Source organism: Fulvivirga kasyanovii, assembly GCF_009711405.1.
Lineage (GTDB): Bacteria > Bacteroidota > Bacteroidia > Cytophagales > Cyclobacteriaceae > Fulvivirga > Fulvivirga kasyanovii.
The window spans coordinates 1-17,577 of the sequence record NZ_SMLW01000622.1 but is presented as its reverse complement, the minus strand read 5'-3'; the positions used below and the strand labels follow the sequence as shown (position 1 = coordinate 17,577).

At 43.1% G+C, this 17,577-nt stretch carries 18 protein-coding genes; 9 read left to right on the top strand and 9 right to left on the bottom strand.

Annotated elements, in window-relative coordinates; genetic code table 11:
• Positions 1-132 precede the first annotated feature (132 nt).
• From E1163_RS20460 to E1163_RS20440, 5 genes are read right to left on the bottom strand one after another with little or no spacing between them, the layout of a single operon-like run.
• Complete coding sequence (locus E1163_RS20460; RefSeq protein WP_155174324.1) at positions 133-819, bottom strand: hypothetical protein; 687 nt, start codon at positions 817-819, stop codon at positions 133-135.
• 53 nt (positions 820-872) lie between these two features.
• Positions 873-1,679, bottom strand: a complete 807-nt coding sequence (locus tag E1163_RS20455; RefSeq protein WP_155174323.1) for a DUF4097 family beta strand repeat-containing protein — start codon at positions 1,677-1,679, stop codon at positions 873-875.
• 48 nt (positions 1,680-1,727) lie between these two features.
• Complete coding sequence (locus E1163_RS20450; protein WP_155174322.1) at positions 1,728-2,600, bottom strand: DUF4097 family beta strand repeat-containing protein; 873 nt, start codon at positions 2,598-2,600, stop codon at positions 1,728-1,730.
• A gap of 24 nt (positions 2,601-2,624) precedes the next feature.
• On the bottom strand, positions 2,625-3,410 hold the full coding sequence (locus tag E1163_RS20445; RefSeq protein ID WP_155174321.1) for a HEAT repeat domain-containing protein: 786 nt from the start codon (positions 3,408-3,410) through the stop codon (positions 2,625-2,627).
• A gap of 32 nt (positions 3,411-3,442) precedes the next feature.
• Positions 3,443-4,000, bottom strand: a complete 558-nt coding sequence (locus E1163_RS20440; protein ID WP_155174320.1) for an RNA polymerase sigma factor — start codon at positions 3,998-4,000, stop codon at positions 3,443-3,445.
• Between the two features lie 101 nt (positions 4,001-4,101).
• On the opposite strand from E1163_RS20440, the gene E1163_RS20435 reads away from it, so the two are divergent.
• Positions 4,102-5,178: an ArsO family NAD(P)H-dependent flavin-containing monooxygenase gene (locus E1163_RS20435; RefSeq protein WP_246223790.1), complete on the top strand. Its 1,077-nt coding sequence runs from the start codon at positions 4,102-4,104 to the stop codon at positions 5,176-5,178.
• A 60-nt stretch (positions 5,179-5,238) separates the two neighbouring features.
• On the top strand, positions 5,239-5,883 hold the full coding sequence (locus E1163_RS20430) for a LysE family translocator (RefSeq protein WP_155174319.1): 645 nt from the start codon (positions 5,239-5,241) through the stop codon (positions 5,881-5,883).
• 88 nt (positions 5,884-5,971) lie between these two features.
• Here the strand turns inward: E1163_RS20430 and E1163_RS20425 are convergent, their stop codons facing one another.
• Both E1163_RS20425 and E1163_RS20420 read right to left on the bottom strand, forming a co-directional pair.
• Complete coding sequence (locus E1163_RS20425; RefSeq protein WP_155174318.1) at positions 5,972-7,756, bottom strand: malectin domain-containing carbohydrate-binding protein; 1,785 nt, start codon at positions 7,754-7,756, stop codon at positions 5,972-5,974.
• Positions 7,757-7,984: 228 nt separating this feature from the next.
• Positions 7,985-8,542, bottom strand: coding sequence for a thioredoxin family protein (locus tag E1163_RS20420; RefSeq protein WP_155174317.1), 558 nt, complete (start codon positions 8,540-8,542; stop codon positions 7,985-7,987).
• Between the two features lie 52 nt (positions 8,543-8,594).
• On the opposite strand from E1163_RS20420, the gene E1163_RS20415 reads away from it, so the two are divergent.
• Positions 8,595-9,524: an alpha/beta fold hydrolase gene (locus tag E1163_RS20415; RefSeq protein WP_155174316.1), complete on the top strand. Its 930-nt coding sequence runs from the start codon at positions 8,595-8,597 to the stop codon at positions 9,522-9,524.
• A 54-nt stretch (positions 9,525-9,578) separates the two neighbouring features.
• A complete protein-coding gene (locus E1163_RS20410; protein WP_155174315.1) occupies positions 9,579-10,082 on the top strand; it encodes a metallophosphoesterase family protein in 504 nt (167 codons plus the stop codon).
• A 389-nt stretch (positions 10,083-10,471) separates the two neighbouring features.
• Here the strand turns inward: E1163_RS20410 and E1163_RS20405 are convergent, their stop codons facing one another.
• Positions 10,472-10,792 (bottom strand): hypothetical protein, encoded by a 321-nt coding sequence (locus E1163_RS20405; RefSeq protein WP_155174314.1) that lies wholly within the window; start codon positions 10,790-10,792, stop codon positions 10,472-10,474.
• 138 nt (positions 10,793-10,930) lie between these two features.
• Here E1163_RS20405 and hisS point away from each other — a divergent pair, with 138 nt between their 5' ends.
• The 5 genes from hisS to E1163_RS20380 all read left to right on the top strand — a co-directional run bounded on the left by hisS (position 10,931) and on the right by E1163_RS20380 (position 17,208).
• The gene (gene hisS / locus E1163_RS20400; RefSeq protein WP_155174313.1) at positions 10,931-12,301 is read left to right on the top strand and encodes a histidine--tRNA ligase; all 1,371 of its coding nucleotides are present in this window, start codon (positions 10,931-10,933) and stop codon (positions 12,299-12,301) included.
• A 3-nt stretch (positions 12,302-12,304) separates the two neighbouring features.
• Positions 12,305-13,795 carry a histidine ammonia-lyase gene (gene hutH / locus E1163_RS20395; RefSeq protein ID WP_155174312.1) on the top strand — a complete coding sequence of 497 codons (1,491 nt, stop codon included), beginning with the start codon at positions 12,305-12,307 and terminating at the stop codon, positions 13,793-13,795.
• A 3-nt stretch (positions 13,796-13,798) separates the two neighbouring features.
• Positions 13,799-15,721 (top strand): T9SS type B sorting domain-containing protein, encoded by a 1,923-nt coding sequence (locus E1163_RS20390; protein WP_155174311.1) that lies wholly within the window; start codon positions 13,799-13,801, stop codon positions 15,719-15,721.
• Between the two features lie 125 nt (positions 15,722-15,846).
• Entirely contained in the window at positions 15,847-16,179 is a 333-nt protein-coding gene (locus E1163_RS20385) for a YbaB/EbfC family nucleoid-associated protein (RefSeq protein WP_155174310.1), read from the top strand.
• A complete protein-coding gene (locus E1163_RS20380; protein ID WP_155174309.1) occupies positions 16,180-17,208 on the top strand; it encodes a glycosyltransferase family 2 protein in 1,029 nt (342 codons plus the stop codon). It abuts the gene before it with no gap.
• A 199-nt stretch (positions 17,209-17,407) separates the two neighbouring features.
• On the opposite strand, the gene E1163_RS31295 is transcribed toward E1163_RS20380, so the two are convergent.
• A partial coding sequence (locus E1163_RS31295; RefSeq protein WP_246223792.1) for a PspC family transcriptional regulator occupies positions 17,408-17,577 on the bottom strand: 170 nt, incomplete at its 5' end.

Sequence of the window (17,577 nt, the reverse complement as noted above, 5' to 3'; positions counted from 1 at the left end):
ATAGCCTGCTCTAAAATGTTTATGTCTGTTTATTGATAAATCCTCCTGACAATTAGAGTAAAAAAGCATGGCCGGTGTGCCACCGGCCATGCATTACCATGAGTAGAAGAATTTTGATACTTAACGACCACTTTAGTCTTTATTAACTTTCCTCATTTCTTCCTTTGCCCTTTTTATTTCTATCTGAGCCTCTTTTATCGCTTCTTTTGTTTCCTCTTTCCACTCGTCACTCCAGCGTTTCAGCTCCTCTTTATGTCCCTCCCAGTGGTAATTAAAATCTTTATTCATTTCGAACCCCACATCGAAATTATGATCAAAGTCGAAGTCGAAATCAAAGTCAAACTCAGGAATATCAATAGCCACATCGATTTCAGGTATATCGATATCAATGGCCGGTATCCGTACATTAAAGTGTTCATCCATATCTGCCAGCATAACCCCTTCATGAGACCTGTCAAATGAAACGACCAAATAATTGCCCTCATCACCTATTACTTCCGCTCCGGTAATTTCCACATTACCAGAAGCCTCCACTCGTTTCAAATGGCTATTATAAACATGGAGCTTAACAGGTGTGTTGCGCTGTATGGTCAGTGTAAGAGTTCCGGCATTGACTTCTGAAAGGATATCCGCATTTGCCGCCCCTTCAATTCTGACTGCCGGATGATCTTCACTGCCCCGGTGTAGTACTATTTTCTCCGCCTTGCCTTTAACCACAAGTTTGTCAAAAGCGGTCAGGTTTTTCAGAGTAGACTCCTGAGCGTAAGAAAAGCAGGCAATCAGCATGCTCAGGATTAAAGTTAGAGTTAAGTTTTTCATAGTAGTTTGTGAATCGGTTGTAAATACTTTTACTGGATTTGTAATCGGAAAGTTTACTTCTTACGCAGGTAGATATCCCCGTTATAATTTTTGATCATAAATTCCGGGCCTCCACCGTTGACATCACCCCTCACCCAGTCGTCGAGATAAACTTTGTAGGTGCCGGATTTTTTCTCGGTTTTGGTTACAGGTTCATTTTTAACCACCGAAAAATCAAATCCAGAATAGATCTCACCCTGGGCAGTTTTCATTTTAAGGCTGGCTTTAAAGCTTGCAGGCAAGGTGAGGTCTACATCGCCATTATAGGTAGTAAAGGCCATAGGCGTATCCGGTGATACCTTGTCAAAAGTGGCCTTGATGCTGCCATTGTAAGTATTTGCAACCAGCGAGCCTGAGATATTTTCTGCCGATATTTTTCCATTGTAGTTATCGGCTACAATTTCGCCATTCACGTTGCCAATAAACAGGTCACCGTCGTTATAGGTCTCCACATGCAGGTCTACATTTTTAGGCACCTCCACCACCAGGTCAAGCCCACTGTTCCATGAATCTGACTCAATGTCAATGTAATTGTTCTTTTCGCTTACCTCCATATCCATTGCCGCCCCGGATATCCTTCTTAAGCCATCTTTTGTAGCATTTTGCTTTTCTTTTCCTTTCCTGCCCTTGTAGACTATGAGCACATCCTTCCTGTCCGTACCTCTCACCTCGATCGAACCTTTCTTAAGCTCCACCCTCACTTTTCCCTTTTTGGAAGGGTCGCTAAAGGGTACGATCAGCTCACCATTGTCCTGTGCCAATCCATACTTTGCACCCATCAGTATGAGCAGCATTATCACCGTTGTTAAAACCTTTTTCATCTTGATCTAAATTTTGTTTATCCTATTTATTTTGAGTTGTTGTTATTGTTATTGTTTCTCCTTTACAAATACATCTCCGTTGAAAGTCTCGAAATCCAGGTTTACACCACCTCCGCCTACACTAATAGCCGTGCGGCTATCCACCTTATAGGCCAGTCCTCCTGATTTACCGGCAGGTTTCTTTTCAACCATTGCCTGTTTGTACTCCAACTTTTCAATATTGGTATAAAAATCGCCATTGAAGCTTTTAAAAGTCATGTCTGCTTTTAGCCCTTTCGGGAATAATACATTGATATCTCCATTTAGCGTATAGTATTTCGATGCTTCTTTAGGCAGGCTTTGATAATCCAGGGTAACATTTCCATTGATCGTATGTACTTTGGCCAATCCTGACACCTGTTTAAGGCTAATGCCTCCATTGACATTGTTCACGTTCAATGATCCGCTGACACTGCTCACATCAATATCACCCTCGTTGATCGTGGAGAGGTATAAATTCATGGTTTTTGGCACCTTTAAGGTAAAATCAAATTTAAAATCATAGTCGTATTCGCAGTTGTTCCAGTTGTAGTTCCACCTGCTTTCTCCATGTTTGTTGCCCTTGATCCCAAATGCCCCGCAAGGTCCCTTCACATACACTATGATGGTATCATAGCGATCGATAACCCCCAGACTTAATTCCTGCCTCGACCGCTCAAGCCGCTCGTTGTTTTTTGCCTTCACCTGCTTTTTGGCTTCCAGTATAACCTGCTGACCTTCATAAGCCTCTACCTTAATACTGCCATTGATATTGGTTAGATAGAAGACATTCGCTGCACCTGGTTTTTCAAAACTTATCTCCTGCCTTATGTCTTCGCTGTAGCTCTGAGCGGGAAGGTTTCCCGCCATTAAGCCTGCTAAAATTGTTATTATGGTTTTCATTATTTTGAGTTTTTGACCTTGTTGTTATATGAGTACTTCAATGCTTTTCTCAATTCTCTCCCTGACCTCAGGAGGTGTGTTTTTGTTTTTCAATACCTTTTCAAGGTTTTCGACTGACCTTTTTTCCTGAAGTGCCACCATCATCTCAGCCAGTGCCATCTGTACCAACGGCGACTCCTGCATGGCGATGGCCTTGATCAGGCCTTCCCTTACCTGCGGGTGCGAAGCATAGGGGTACAGCGCTTCAAGCGTAGCCAGCCTTACATTCACATTTTCATCATGGTTAAGCGTTTTCAGTAAAGCCTCTGTCACTTTTACGCTGGCATCAGGCAGCTCACTGGTAAGGTTTACAGCCTTAAGCCGGTCGCTGGGCGATTCCTTGTCAAGAAGGGTCAGCATCATCATCTCCTTCATTTCACTCACTTCTGCAGAAAGGTTTTCCAGCTTGCGGTTGTCTTCACCACCAGGCCTGAGCAAGTAACCTAAGCCTACCCCCAGCGTTATCAACCCCACACTATAAGCCCACCTTAGCGCTGGCTGAGCTGCCCATAATTGAGCAAACCAATTTCGTATAGTTTGGGATTGCTGTTCTTTTTGCTTGGCCGCTTCCAGATTTGCATAGAAATTATCAGACAGATTTTGAGATGGCTCCGGTGTGGGCAGAGCTTCAAAATTAGCTTTGATACTCTTCAAATCTTCAAGTTCTTCAAGGCTCACAGTTCCATTTTCTACGTACCTGTCCAGCAACTCCTCTTCCTCAGCCGAAAGCCGCCCTGACCTGTATTTGTTTATCAAATCCTTCGTATCCATTGTCTATGTTTTGCTAAATACTTCCTTATATTTTATACTCTGGCCTGCAAATGCATATATTCCTGTTTTAAAGCTTGCAGCGCCCTGAACACCTTAACCTTCACGGCACCTTCAGAACAGTTAAGGATGTCTCCTATATTTTTATATTTCATCCCCTCCAGCTTGCTAAGCGTGAGTATCTCCCTTTTCTCCTCATCCAGCCGCTTAAGTGCAAGCCTCAGCAGATCGAGGTCTTCACCCTTTTCCATTTCAACTTCCCTGTTCATATTGTCATCGCCGAGTTTGTCCTTCCAGTTGTCTATCTCATCCGTTTCTTTCCCTTTGGTTTTCCGGTAATGATCATGCCCTACATTGCGGGCGATATGAAACATCCACACCTTAAACTCCCCATCACCTTTAAAACCAGCCCTGTATTTAAGTATCCTCATAAAAACATTCTGCACCAGGTCTTCACTCAGGCCAGTATCATGGCTCATGTTATAAAAGAAGCCGAAAAGTATTTTTCTATACCGCTCAAAGAGCAATCCCAACTTATCGAGATCACCATCTCTAACCTTCAGCATCAAAGCATTATCCGAAATCGAATCCAATAGATCTATATTTTATTTGCAGGGTTCCGAACCATTTTCAAACAGGGAAACTGAGCGACTTTGAAATGGTTACAGACATTTAAAAAATTTAGATCAATTTAATGAATAATGCTATACTTGTACACATGGCAGACCAGCAGCATTTTGATGTAATCGTGATTGGCGGCGGACAAAGTGGACTGGCAACAGGCTATTTTCTCCGCCGTACAGGTTTAAAGTATATTATTCTCGATGAGCAGGAAAAGCCCGGCGGGGCCTGGCTGAAAACCTGGGATTCTTTAAAGTTATTCTCTCCGGCAGAGCATAGCTCATTACCCGGTTGGCTAATGCCTAAGGGTGATGAAGCATATCCGGGCAAGGCACAGGTAATACAATACCTGACAGACTACGAAAACAGATATAAGCTACCCGTTGAACGACCCGTAGCTGTCCATTCCGTTACCAAGGCAAATGGCAGGTTCATTTTGGAAACTTCAAAAGGTGAGTACACATGCTCGGCATTGGTCAGCGCCACCGGGACATGGAAAAAGCCATTCATTCCCGATTACTTAGGCCGTGATGAGTTTGAAGGCATTCAGGTACACTCTGCTCAATATCGCAATGAACAGGAGTTTGTAAACAAAAAGGTTTTGATCATTGGAGGCGGTAATTCCGGAGCCCAGATACTGGCGGAAGTATCCAAAGTAGCCAGCACTACCTGGGTAACACTGGAGGAACCCAAATTTCTTCCCGATGATGTTGATGGGCGGTACCTTTTTGAGTTTGCCACCAGACAGTATAAAGCCCGGCAGGAAGGCAAGGAGATCAAACCGGTCGGCTCTCTCGGAGACGTAGTAATGGTTGCCTCAGTGAAAGAAGCCCGTGAACGCAATGTACTAAGCACTGTTCGTCCCTTCACCGCATTTTACAATAATGGTGTCATCTGGCCTGATGGCACAAAGGAAGCATTTGATGCTGTAATCTGGTGTACAGGGTTTAAATCTTCACTGGATCATTTAGAAGGATTGAATATAGTCGAAAATGGCCGGATAGCAACCCATGACACAAAAGCCACTGCCTTGGATGGCCTCTGGCTTGTAGGTTACGGAGGCTGGACGGGCTATGCCTCCGCCACTTTGATTGGCGTCGGGCGCACAGCGCGTCAGACTGTAAAGGAAATAGAAGACTATCTGAATTAACCCGTAACTTCCTCCGATCGAATTGCGTTGGTTAAAGCTTTAACCCATAACTTCCTAACCATGTTTGAGCCAACCCAACTTATAACATTCATATTTGCATCCATTTTACTTTTGGTTATTCCCGGGCCTGCGGTATTCTTTGTAGTTGCCAAGAGTATTGACCAGGGAAGAACCGCTGGTGTGGTATCAGTTTTAGGCATACAACTAGGCACCCTGGTACACCTCTTAGCCGCTGCACTAGGCATCTCGGCAATATTGGTCTCCTCTGCCATGGCTTTTAATGTGATCAAGTATGCGGGAGCAGCCTATCTGATCTACATGGGTATCAAAAGCTTGACCGCAAAAACTGAGACTCCTGACATGAACATGAGATTTGAGAAGCAAAAACTGAGTAAGGTTTTCTTTCAGGGTGCGATTGTAAACATACTCAATCCCAAAACAGCATTGTTCTTTTTTGCTTTTCTGCCGCAGTTCATCACCCCGGGCACAACTTCTTCCACATGGCAAATATTTATACTGGGCCTGATATTTATTGCACTAAGCATCATAAGCGACAGCATTTATGCATTGCTGGCAGGGTCAATAAAAGGTTATCTTCATCGAAACCCGGTAAGGTTAAAATTCCAAAAGTATATCAGCGGCTGCATGTATATACTTTTAGGAATAGCAACGCTGGTGGCGGAGCCTGGAAAAAGAATAAAGTGAGGTGAGGCTACAATGCCGGGTTTTGATTGGCCTGACATAAAAAAGGAAGTGGTGTCAACCACTCCCCTTTTACGGCATATTCTGCTATTTACCGCTTCAACACCTTCACATAATGCTTCGAAACACCATCCGATATCTCTGCATAATACACCCCGGGGGGTATTTGCTGACTGATATAAAATTGCACCTCTTCCCTCTCAAAGCTACTGGCATCGGCAGACTGGTACCTTACCTGATTATTGCTGTCAAATAATCGTATGCTTACTTCTCCTTTTATAGCTTCTGGGAGTACTACTGTCATTCTATCCTGTACCGGATTGGGCTTTACAGATACCTCGCGCAAAAGCTGCTTATTAGCATTTGATGCATTGAGGTCCAGCTCAGGTGCTACAGGTGGCACCACCACCGGACCATTGTAAGTGACCTCAATGGCCGCTATGATAGGGTTTGCCACCCTGTCTTCGAAAACGATGCTCAGGCTGCCATCTGTAACATTGGTAGTAATATTCTTCTGTAGCGGAACATTCTTCGCGGTTTCACTCAAAATGTCAAAATAGCTCAAAGCCACTGCTCCTTCTACCGCCACATCAAATACACGCTGTCCGGGCAGGTTGAAATTGCTCTCCACAAAATACAACTTGACAATATAATTACCATCGGGCAAGGGAAACTCCCAGGTCATGTCGTTGAAACTATTATCAACTCTCGATTTAAAGAATACGCCGCTGGGAGCATCAGTAGGATTGGTCATAACGGTGTGTGAGGCAGTGGCAAAACCAATGGCTGCGCTATTGACATAAGTGCTTGGCTTCGAATAAGTATCTTCATCCCATGGCGTTAATGGAGAACTCACTGGCAACCAGTCTCCGGCATTTACTCTGTAGACAGCGCTATCTTCGGGTGTATCCAAAACAATAACTTCACCAAATGCCCAACATGCATTGCAGTCAGTTAAAATACCATTCTCATCCTCTGCCAAAACATATAGACCATAACCAAATTCCCCTGAAGCATCGTTGTAACCAGGCTTTATAACCAGTTCACCTACCCCTCCTCCATAATCATATAATTCATAAGGGACTTCATTAGAAGGCAACCCTCCTGCCAGAGTTATTGAATCAGCGGGACTATCAAAATCAATTGCTTTTAAAGGTATTCTAAGTTCTACACCCTCTCGCACAGTAAATACTAAACCGTGAGCATTATAGTTTATAAAAGGGTCTATATCGTTAATACTTCCGGGAGCAATCTCAATCGCAGAAATCAGCGAACTTCCTTTTTCAGTGATAAAATCTATATCCAGATTCCCATCTGAAACATTTACCGACACAAAGAATCCGGCTGCAAAATTGTCCCCAGAGTAACGAAGGATGTCAAAATCATCCAAAGCTTTCTTACCTTCCACAACGACATCAAACACGCGGGAACCAATAGTCTGAAATGTATAGGGATTTTCTGCAAAATATAAGGAAACAATATAACTACCATTAGCCACTGGAAAGTCCCATTCCATATCCTCCAAACTGGCATTTACCCGACTTTTTTCAGTAAAGAAACCGCCCCAGCCACCACTATTCCCATTGGCAGAAGAATAACCAATTTCACTGTTATTAACATAAGGAGATGGATTATGCCATGTATCTGCTTCCCAGGTACCTGGAGTCTCCCAGCCTCCGGCATTGATCCTGTACAAATATGAAGACATCATTGATTCCTGCCGCCCGGCTTCCTGTATACCCGCCGACTTCAGGTGTTGGTAATATATACTCAAATCATCTTTATCTTGAGCATATGAACTTGCAAAGCAAATGACAAATAGCAGCACCAGGCACCCTGGCACCTCTTTGCTAAGGATGGAGACATAGTTTTTCATGATTTTTGGTTTTTATATTGAGAATTGAGAATATTGAACTCCGGGTGATCAAAGATTGACGCAAATCACAATCAGAATAGTAATATTTTTTATTTATATAAAAATAAATATTTAAGCTTTCTGTAACTATTGTCCCCTGCGGAGATATTTCGGAAATGTAAAGCAACAAAAAAGGGAACCTATTGGCTCCCTCATTGATTATCAGATAGTTACTATTGATTTAAAGCATTATTTCTTCCATTTAATATTGCATCCCTGGCTCGGAATCTGATCTTCTGAAATCGGATTTCCTTTCAAGATATCATCCAAAGCTGCCCTCATATCTTTGCCCGTCAAAGGCTTCTCATTTCCCGGACGTGAGTCATCCAACTGTCCGCGGTAAACAAGCTCCATATTACCGTCGAAAATATAAAAGTCAGGAGTGCATGCGGCATCGTAAGCCCTGGCCACCGCCTGTGTTTCATCAAAAAGGTAAGGAAAAGGGTAGCGCCATTTTTTAGCCTCTGCCTGCATCAATTCCGGGGAATCTTCCGGATATTCTTCAATATCATTTGAACTGATTGCAATAAACTTCACCCCTTCCGGAATATAATCCTCGGCAATATTTACCAACTCGGACCGGAGGTGCTTTACATACGGACAGTGATTACAAATAAACATGATCACGGTCGCATTGTCTGATTTAAGCTCATCGAGCGTCATGGTTCGTTCTGATACCGCATCCAACAGTTCAAAAGGAGGTGCTACAGTTCCCAGCGGTAACATATTCGAAGGTGTAAGTGCCATTGATAAATTTATTTTATATTTAGTTTAAAGTTAGAAAGTTAATCCTTTTCCCATGAGAGTTTACCATATTTTTTGGCTGCTGATCCTGCTGTTTGAACCAGGTTGTAAAGAGCACGACAAAGTAATACATTCGGAAGACGGAACCAAAGTTATTAACGGCTCTGATGTTTACTACAAAATCACCGGGAGCGGTCCTCCCATGATCGTGATACATGGTGGTCCCGTACTGGATCATTCTTATTTCCTGCCTCACTTCAACACACTATCTAACAACCACCAACTGATCTTCTACGATCAGCGGGCATGCGGAAAATCTTCTGTAGATATTGACACTTCAAGCATGTCGGTTGCAGGCTTTGTGGACGATATTGAGCAACTGCGAAAAAAGTTGAACCTCGAAAAAATTGATTTGCTAGGCCATTCATGGGGCGGTTTGCTGGCTATGTATTATGCCATTCAATATCCTCAAAACCTGAATCACCTCATCTTGTCTAACTCCATACCTGCCAGTACTGAAGGCTGGCAGGCCGAAGAGCAGCAACTGGCTTCACGGATAACAAAAGAAGACAGCCTGACCAGAATTGAGATTATGAATTCTGATGAAATGAAAAACAGGAGTGCTTCTGCCATTAAAAAATTAATGATGCTTTCTTTCAAAACGCAGTTTCACAATAAAAACCTTCTGGACAGCCTCCGTGTTTACATACCGGAAGATTTTATGGCCAGAAGTGCCAAGTTCAGATATCTGGGCAAAGACCTGGCTTCCTTCGATCTTTATGATGACCTAAGAAAGGTTAGTGTTCCCACACTCATTATTTATGGCGAAGAGGAGCCTGCCGCTACCCTTTCGGGCAAAGCTTTGGAAGAGGCCATTCCTCATGCTAAGCTTGCTATTATTCCCAGAAGCGGCCATTTCCCTTTTGTAGAACAACCTGAGTTATATTTCTCAACAATAGAGCAGTTCGTTAAAAAACAAAACTGATTTGTCCGTGTAAAATCATCTGTATAGCTTAGAAGCCCGAAATAAAAGATATAGATGAAAATAGGCCTGCTTTCAGACACCCACGGACACCTGGATCCTAAAGTATTTAAATATTTTGAAGCCTGCGATGAGATATGGCACGCCGGGGATATCGGCAGTGGTGTGCTGGAACAGTTGGTAGACTTTAAACCAACCAGAGCTGTCTATGGAAATATAGACGGCCATGACGTCCGGGTCGTATGCCCTGAACATTACAAATTCAGGTGTGAAGGCCTTAAGGTCTGGATGACCCATATCGGCGGCTATCCTCCACGTTATAATCCTAAAATAAAAAGAGGTCTCCAGCTTTCCCACCCCGACATCTTCATTTGCGGCCATTCACATATCCTGAGAATTATGAGAGATCCGAAGATCAATAACCTCCTTTACATTAATCCCGGAGCAGCAGGGATACATGGCTTCCATAAGGTTAAAACCCTCGTACGCTTTGAGGTGGTCGGCAAAGAGGTGAAAGATATGCAGGTGATAGAGATCGGGAGCAGGGCCGGGGGCCAGTGATCGTGATTGGTGGTGAGAGTGAACGGTAATTAGAGATCGGAGATTAGCGATTAGAAGGATCAATCGGAATTTCTGGGGGAGAGCCTAAATTTGCACTTCTTTGCTGACATACAGTAGTTAATCAGCAATCGGCAAAAGCAGTAGGCAAACCCGTATAATGATAACAATAAGCGCGGTTTACTGATGTTTAGTGGCAAGTTTTACATTACTTGCTTTACTTTCCAGTCCATTTACTCCACAGGTTTTTCGTTTGTTCCGATTAGAATGATCAATAAGCAGTGATAAACAAGTGAGTGGTGATCAGTAAACGGTGAGCGGAGAACGGAGAATTGCAGCACAGAAAAGGCTGCATCGATGATACAGCCTTTCTTTTATAAATTATCTAAAGATTACTCTTTATCTTCTTTGTCTTCTTTTTTAGAAGCAGCCTTCTTGGCTTCTTTCTTTTCAGCTTTAGGCTCTTCTGATTTAGCCTCAGCTTTTTCCTTTTTTGCAGGTGCTTTAGCTTCTTTTTTCTCAGCTTTAGCCTCTTCTTTCTTCGTATCAGCTTTAGCAGAACCTTTTGAGCCTTTTTTGAACTCTTCTTTAATTTCCTCTACGTCAACTGATTTTATAACAGGCTTAGTGTTCAATCTCTGGATAGTCTCCTGTCTTACTCTAGCCCTTGTTTTATTTCTTTTCGCTTTTCTTTTAAGTCTGGTAACAGCCATTTCTGATAATATTTTTGTCAAAAGAGGTTGCAAAGATACATTATTAGTATTTAATAATAAAAGGAAAAATTCAAATTAATATTTGTCAGTTTGAATGGGCCACAAATCATTTGCCTGCTTTTTTGTAGCTTTGCGGCCATGAGTCAAAAACCTACATTACCCAAAGGTACACGCGATTTCGGCCCTGAACAAATGGGCAAAAGGAATTTTATATTTAGTGCCATCAAGCAAGTATTCGAAAAGTACGGCTTTATGCCCCTCGAAACACCGGCAATGGAAAACCTTTCAGTCCTAACTGGAAAATATGGAGATGAAGGAGACCAGTTGCTTTTCAAGGTACTTAATTCCGGGGATTTCCTCTCCAAAACAGACGAAAACGATTTTGCTGGTGGCTCAAAGCAGTTACTTCCTAAAATTTCTGAAAAGGGATTGAAATACGATCTCACAGTTCCCTTTGCCAGGTATGTAGTCATGAACCGACATGAACTGGCATTACCATTCAAAAGATACCAAATACAACCCGTCTGGCGAGCGGACAGGCCTCAAAAAGGCAGATACAGAGAATTTTATCAGTGTGATGCGGATGTGGTAGGTACCAATTCACTCATTTGTGAAACGGAGATCATCCTGATGATCAATGAGGTTTTTGCCAGGCTTGGGATTAAAGATTTTGACATTAAAATAAACCACAGGAAAATACTTTCAGGCATTACCCAGGCCATAGGGGCAGCAGGTAAAGAAAGTGATTTTTGTGTGGCTATTGACAAGCTGGACAAAATAGGTATAGACAAGGTGCTGGAAGAAATGAAAGACCGGGGCATCAGCGAAGAGGCTACCCAAAAAGCACTGCCCATACTTGAACTTACAGGCACCATTGAAGATAAAGTAGCGCACCTTAAAAATATATTGAAGGATTCGGGCGAAGGCTTGCAGGGCATAAAAGACCTGGAAGAAATCCTCGAAACCCTTAAAGCCTTTGATCTGGAGCAGCACCATGTAGATTTTGACGTAACGCTTGCCAGGGGCTTAAGCTACTACACCGGGGCCATTTTTGAAGTTAAGGTCAATAATGTAAGTATCGGCAGTGTAAGTGGTGGTGGCAGGTACGATGACCTAACCGGTGTATTCGGCGTTCCCGATCTTTCGGGCGTTGGCTTTTCATTCGGCGTAGACCGCATCTATGATGTTATGGAGGAGCTGGGCATCTTCCCCGAAGAAGCACTGAAATCAACAGAAGTACTGATCATACACTTTGATGATGAATCTAAAAAATATGGTCTGTCAGTACTTAACCGGTTGAGGAAAGCCGGTATAAAATCAGAGATCTATCCTGATTCTGCCAAGCCCAAGAAACAGTTTGACTACGCCAATAAAAAGAACGTCAGCTATACCATCGTCATCGGCTCCGATGAAATAGCGACACAAAAATTGTCTTTTAAAAATATGACCACCGGAGAACAGGAGAAATTAACTCTGGAGGAAATACTACAACAATTATCAAAGCATTAATTAATGAACCAGATCCATTATATATCCGATAAGTCATTAACCTTAGAGCAAGTTCAGGAAGTAATCTCAGGAAACTATAAACTGGCATTATCGCCGGAAGCGGAAGGCAAAATCAGCAAATGCCGCAATTACCTTGACCGAAAAGTACAGGAATCTTCCGAACCTGTTTATGGGGTCAATACCGGTTTTGGATCATTATACAATAAAAACATATCAAAGGAAGACCTTACCAAATTACAGGAGAACCTCGTAAAATCGCACGCCTGTGGTACCGGTGATGAAGTGCCTCAGGAAATAGTGAAGCTTATGCTCCTGCTAAAAGTCCAATCGCTGGCGTACGGGCATTCGGGTGTGCAAGTAGAAACCGTTAACCGGTTGATCGATTTCTACAATAGCGGTATCTATCCTGTAGTTTATGAAATGGGATCGCTCGGGGCTTCCGGCGACCTGGCTCCTCTGGCCCACCTTTGTCTGCCTCTCATCGGGCTTGGAGAAGTAAATTATAAAGGTCAGCGATATTCGGGTAAGCAAATTAATGAGAAACTGGGCTTCAAACCCATAGCATTCAGGGCGAAAGAAGGCCTTGCACTGCTCAATGGCACCCAGCTCATGAGCGCCTATGGCATCTGGGCTCTGATCAACGGAGAAAAGCTGCTCGACCTGGCAAATATAATTGGTGCCATGTCAGTTGATGGCTTCGATGGCAGGATAGAGCCTTTTAGTGCTAAAGTGCACGAGATCAGGCCTCAGAAAGGACAAATTCTCGTTGCTAAAAAATTTAGAGAACTTCTGGAGGGCAGCGACATCATCTCCCAGCCCAAAAAGCACGTTCAGGATCCATATTCATTCAGATGCATACCGCAGGTACATGGCGCGAGTGCTGATGCAATTTTCTACGTCAAGGATATTTTTCTAACAGAGATCAATGGTGTAACTGACAACCCGAATGTATTCCCCGATGATGATGAGATTATTTCCGCCGGCAATTTCCATGGGCAGCCTTTGGCCCTGCCGCTGGATTTCTTATCTCTGGCACTGGCCGAGTTAGGCAATATTTCCGAGCGCCGTACATACCAGCTTATATCCGGGGCACGCGACCTGCCCAATTACCTTGTAGCCAATCCGGGTATTAATTCAGGACTGATGATACCTCAATACACAGCAGCATCACTGGTAAGCCAGAACAAGCAGTACTGTACACCTGCTTCGGCCGATTCTATTGTTTCTTCCAACGGACAGGAAGACCATGTGAGCATGGGTGCCAACGCTGCGATCAAAACATATAAGGTAGTCAACAATTTATATCGTATTTTAGCCATTGAACTGATCACTGCAACGCAGGCATTGGAGTTCAGAAGGCCTTTAAAAACATCAGGTTACCTCGAAGACTTCATGCGCAATTTCCGTGAGCATGTTCCGTTTATAGAGGATGACCGTGTTTTATATGAAGATATAGCCCAAGCGGTCGGTTTTTTAAAGACAGTTAGCCTTTGATATTTGACACAAGCATTTAAACATATTGCTCTATGCACTTTGCTGCTGTTATTTGCAGGGGTATCTTATGCCCAGTTGAGCAATAAAGGTTTTTTTACGGTCAATGAAGACCGGGGTTGTAATCCGTTAACGATCACAATTGAATTCACGGCATCCGCTCCATGTATATGCAGGCAAAGTGGATGCCCCTGTAACATAGATTATGATGGTGATGGAACATATGACCCTATCCCTCCAATTCCAGACCCTATTGAGCATACTTATACCGAAGCTGGTGTCTACCAGATAGAAGTCCTTTTTCAGGGAGGTTCTGCCCAGGACTTTATCACTATTGAGGTAGCAGAGAATACTCCACCGGACTTTGACATTTACTCATGTTCTGCCGAGCGGGTGGTAATCAACATCAATGACAACAGTTTTGAAAACTATGTTATTGATTATGGTGACGGGAACACTGAAACAGTGCCCCGAGGAGCCGCAAACCCTCAGCACGCTTATGCTGACAATGCGCAAAAAACCATATCTATAAGAGGCCTGAACAACAGTGCAGAGGATAACTGCAATGCGTTTAGTAATACTGTTGTCCCTCTTAACGCCATCCCTGCTGCCAGCATTACAGCTCTGGAAATGATTGACATGAATACCCTGGCACTGGAATATAGTTTACAGCCAGACATATTATATGAGCTACAAATATCCCCGGCGGGCAACTCCAACTTTAGCCTGCTCAAAAAGCCTGTAGACGAGACTACGGTAAGGGACACCATCAGGAACCTCAATATGACCGATACTTATTACTGTTTCCGCATGGCCTCTATTGACCCCTGCTCCAACACGGTGGCTGCTTATTCCAATGAAATTTGCAGCATTGATCTTAATTTAATCCTGGAAAGTGATGTTAATAAACTTTCCTGGCAAACTGGTAGCACGGCAAGCTTTGATATTATAAGAACAGGCGAAGACCCGTTAAATTACAACAACCGTCCCGGGGCTGAAAGGGCTTTTGACGACACCAACGTGCAATGCGATACAGAATACTGCTATACCCTGATAGGCAGGTACGCCAACGGAGCCACTTCCACTTCACTCGAGCAGTGTGGACTGGCCTTTAGCACCATCCCCCCCGACCAGATCATAAATATTTCTACAACAGTATCTGACAACACTATAAACCTGTTTTGGGAAGCGCCGACCAATCAGAATGTAAGCGAATACCAAATCAAAAGGAGCAATACCGCCAGCGGTTTCATCCCGGTTGGGGCGAGCAGTACTAATGAATTTCAGAATACGGATGTAGCTACCTCTCAGCAATCTTATTGTTATGAAATAGCTTCTACCGATGACTGCGGTAACAAAAACCCACAAAGCATTATCGCCTGTTCCATTTTACTCAGCGGCAGTGCCCAGGCTGACAACACGATCAATTTAACCTGGAACGAATATGAAGGGTGGAAAAATGGTGTAGCCGGTTATACGGTTGAAAAATCATATCCCGGAGGCGGCACCATACCATTGAACACCAACACCAACTCCCTTACTGATGTTGACAATAATAACAATGAGCAGGTTGTACTATATAAGGTGATTGCGCAGCCTAACCAGGCCGGTTTGCCCAATTCAACATCAAACACCATAGAGATCATTAAACCTGTAAACATCTATTACCCTAATGCTTTTACACCCGATGGTAACAACAGGAATGAAATTTTCAGGATCAACGGCAGATTCATTGTCAGCTATGAATTAAATATTTTCAACCGGTGGGGTGAATTGATATTTGTTTCTGACAATATGGATGAAGGCTGGGATGGCACGATGAATGGCAAAATACTGCCGCTAGGCACCTATGCCTTTGTTGCCAAAATGCAGGATATGGCAGGCAGGGAGATCACAAAGACGGGTACAATACTGCTTTTAAGAAAGTAAAATATTTAAAATATCAATCAATGTTTTGAAATTGATATTATCCAATACATTTTTGCGATCCGATTTATGAAACTCTTACCTTTCAACAGGGGTTTTATATACTTACTCATCTAAATTTATTAGCTATGTTTGACATGATGAAGATGATGGGCAAAATGAAAGAGGTGCAAGCCAAAGTCAAAGAAGCCCAGGAAAATCTGGTACACATAAAAGCAACAGGAGAATCAGGTGGCGGTATGGTTAAGGCTACCGTTAATGGTAAAAAAGAGGTGATCAATCTGGATATTGATCAGGACCTTGTAAAACCTGAAGACAAAGAAATGTTGCAAGACCTTGTAGTTGCGGCTATAAACAAGGCTTTACAGGAAGTTGAAGTGCTTGCAAAAGAAGAATTGAAAAAGAGTACAGAGGGCATGCTTCCCAATATCCCCGGACTTGATCTGGGTGGATTAGTGTAGATGGAAAAAACCGCCATTGTTATTCTTAATTACAACGGAGAAAAACACCTCCGTCAGTTTCTTCCCTCTGTAATATCCCATAGTGCTGACTGCCGTATAATAGTGGCTGACAATTGTTCTACGGACAATTCCATGGACTATGTAATCAAAAACCATCCGTCGGTTGAAATTATAAAATTATCAAGCAATGGCGGTTACAGTCTCGGCTACAATGAGGCTCTCCGGCAGGTTGAAGCACAATATTATGTATTGTTGAACTCCGACGTTGAAGTTACGGAAAACTGGGTCACTCCTATTATAGATATGATGGATAGTGACCCTGATATTGCCGCAGCCCAGCCCAAAATACTCTCTTATCACCAAAAGTCAGAATTTGAATACGCGGGTGCAGCGGGTGGCTTCATCGATTCACTGGGTTATCCCTTTTGCAGGGGGCGTATTTTCAACACCCTCGAAAAAGACTCCGGTCAGTACAATGATGTTAAGCAAGTGTTTTGGGCTACCGGTGCATGCCTGTTCGTTCGTTCAGATATCTTTCATCAAATGGAAGGTTTTGACCCGGACTTCTTTGCCCATATGGAAGAGATAGACCTTTGCTGGAGGATCAACAGTGCAGGCCATAAAGTGATGTACAACGGCAACAGTACGGTGTACCATGTAGGGGGCGGCACGCTGCACAAGTCAAATCCCCGTAAAACATATCTTAATTTCAGGAATGGACTTGCCCTTATTTATAAAAACTACAGCACCTCCGAGCTGTATATTAAAATGCCTTTGAGAATTTTGCTCGATGCCATAGCATCGGTAAAGTTCATGCTCTTTGACACCTTCGCTGACGGTGTTGCCGTGATGAGGGCGCATATAGACTTTTTGAAAGAACTAAAAGGAAACTACAAAAAACGAAAGGCTGTACAGCAAAAGAAGATACGGCAAGCTGATACGATATGCAGGGGCTCCGTAGTGTTTGAATACTTTATTAAAGGTAAAAGGAAGTTTAAAGAGTTGAAAATGTGTGGCAACGATCAATAGGGATCAAGCGGAATTTCTGGGGGAGCCCCTAAATTTTCACCTCTTTGCTGACAGACAGTTGTTAATCAGCAATCGGTAAAAGCAGTAGGCAAACTGGTATAATAACAATAAGCGCGGTTTACTGATTTTTAGTGGCAAGTTTCACATTACTTGCTTTACTTTCCAGTCCATTTACTCTACAGGTTTTACGTTTGTTCCATCAATAGTACCACACAGAATTTTTCCTTCGACGAAGGTGCTTTCTCATGTTCATGATAAATGCCATTGCGAGGTAAATGATCAGAGGTGAACCGAAAGTCAGAAATGAAGCATAGATAAAATACAGTCTGATACTGGAGCTTGCAATTCCTAATTTCTCACCCATTCTCG

What these genes read in the sequence shown, in the direction of transcription:
- E1163_RS20460 (WP_155174324.1), bottom strand. Translation starts at nt 819, where the DNA reads ATGAAAAACTTAACTCTAACTTTAATCCTGAGCATGCTGATTGCCTGC.
- E1163_RS20455 (WP_155174323.1), bottom strand. Translation starts at nt 1,679, where the DNA reads ATGAAAAAGGTTTTAACAACGGTGATAATGCTGCTCATACTGATGGGT.
- E1163_RS20450 (WP_155174322.1), bottom strand. Translation starts at nt 2,600, where the DNA reads ATGAAAACCATAATAACAATTTTAGCAGGCTTAATGGCGGGAAACCTT.
- E1163_RS20445 (WP_155174321.1), bottom strand. Translation starts at nt 3,410, where the DNA reads ATGGATACGAAGGATTTGATAAACAAATACAGGTCAGGGCGGCTTTCG.
- E1163_RS20435 (WP_246223790.1), top strand. Translation starts at nt 4,102, where the DNA reads ATGAATAATGCTATACTTGTACACATGGCAGACCAGCAGCATTTTGAT.
- E1163_RS20430 (WP_155174319.1), top strand. Translation starts at nt 5,239, where the DNA reads ATGTTTGAGCCAACCCAACTTATAACATTCATATTTGCATCCATTTTA.
- E1163_RS20425 (WP_155174318.1), bottom strand. Translation starts at nt 7,756, where the DNA reads ATGAAAAACTATGTCTCCATCCTTAGCAAAGAGGTGCCAGGGTGCCTG.
- E1163_RS20420 (WP_155174317.1), bottom strand. Translation starts at nt 8,542, where the DNA reads ATGGCACTTACACCTTCGAATATGTTACCGCTGGGAACTGTAGCACCT.
- E1163_RS20415 (WP_155174316.1), top strand. Translation starts at nt 8,595, where the DNA reads ATGAGAGTTTACCATATTTTTTGGCTGCTGATCCTGCTGTTTGAACCA.
- E1163_RS20410 (WP_155174315.1), top strand. Translation starts at nt 9,579, where the DNA reads ATGAAAATAGGCCTGCTTTCAGACACCCACGGACACCTGGATCCTAAA.
- E1163_RS20405 (WP_155174314.1), bottom strand. Translation starts at nt 10,792, where the DNA reads ATGGCTGTTACCAGACTTAAAAGAAAAGCGAAAAGAAATAAAACAAGG.
- hisS (WP_155174313.1), top strand. Translation starts at nt 10,931, where the DNA reads ATGAGTCAAAAACCTACATTACCCAAAGGTACACGCGATTTCGGCCCT.
- hutH (WP_155174312.1), top strand. Translation starts at nt 12,305, where the DNA reads ATGAACCAGATCCATTATATATCCGATAAGTCATTAACCTTAGAGCAA.
- E1163_RS20385 (WP_155174310.1), top strand. Translation starts at nt 15,847, where the DNA reads ATGTTTGACATGATGAAGATGATGGGCAAAATGAAAGAGGTGCAAGCC.
- E1163_RS20380 (WP_155174309.1), top strand. Translation starts at nt 16,180, where the DNA reads ATGGAAAAAACCGCCATTGTTATTCTTAATTACAACGGAGAAAAACAC.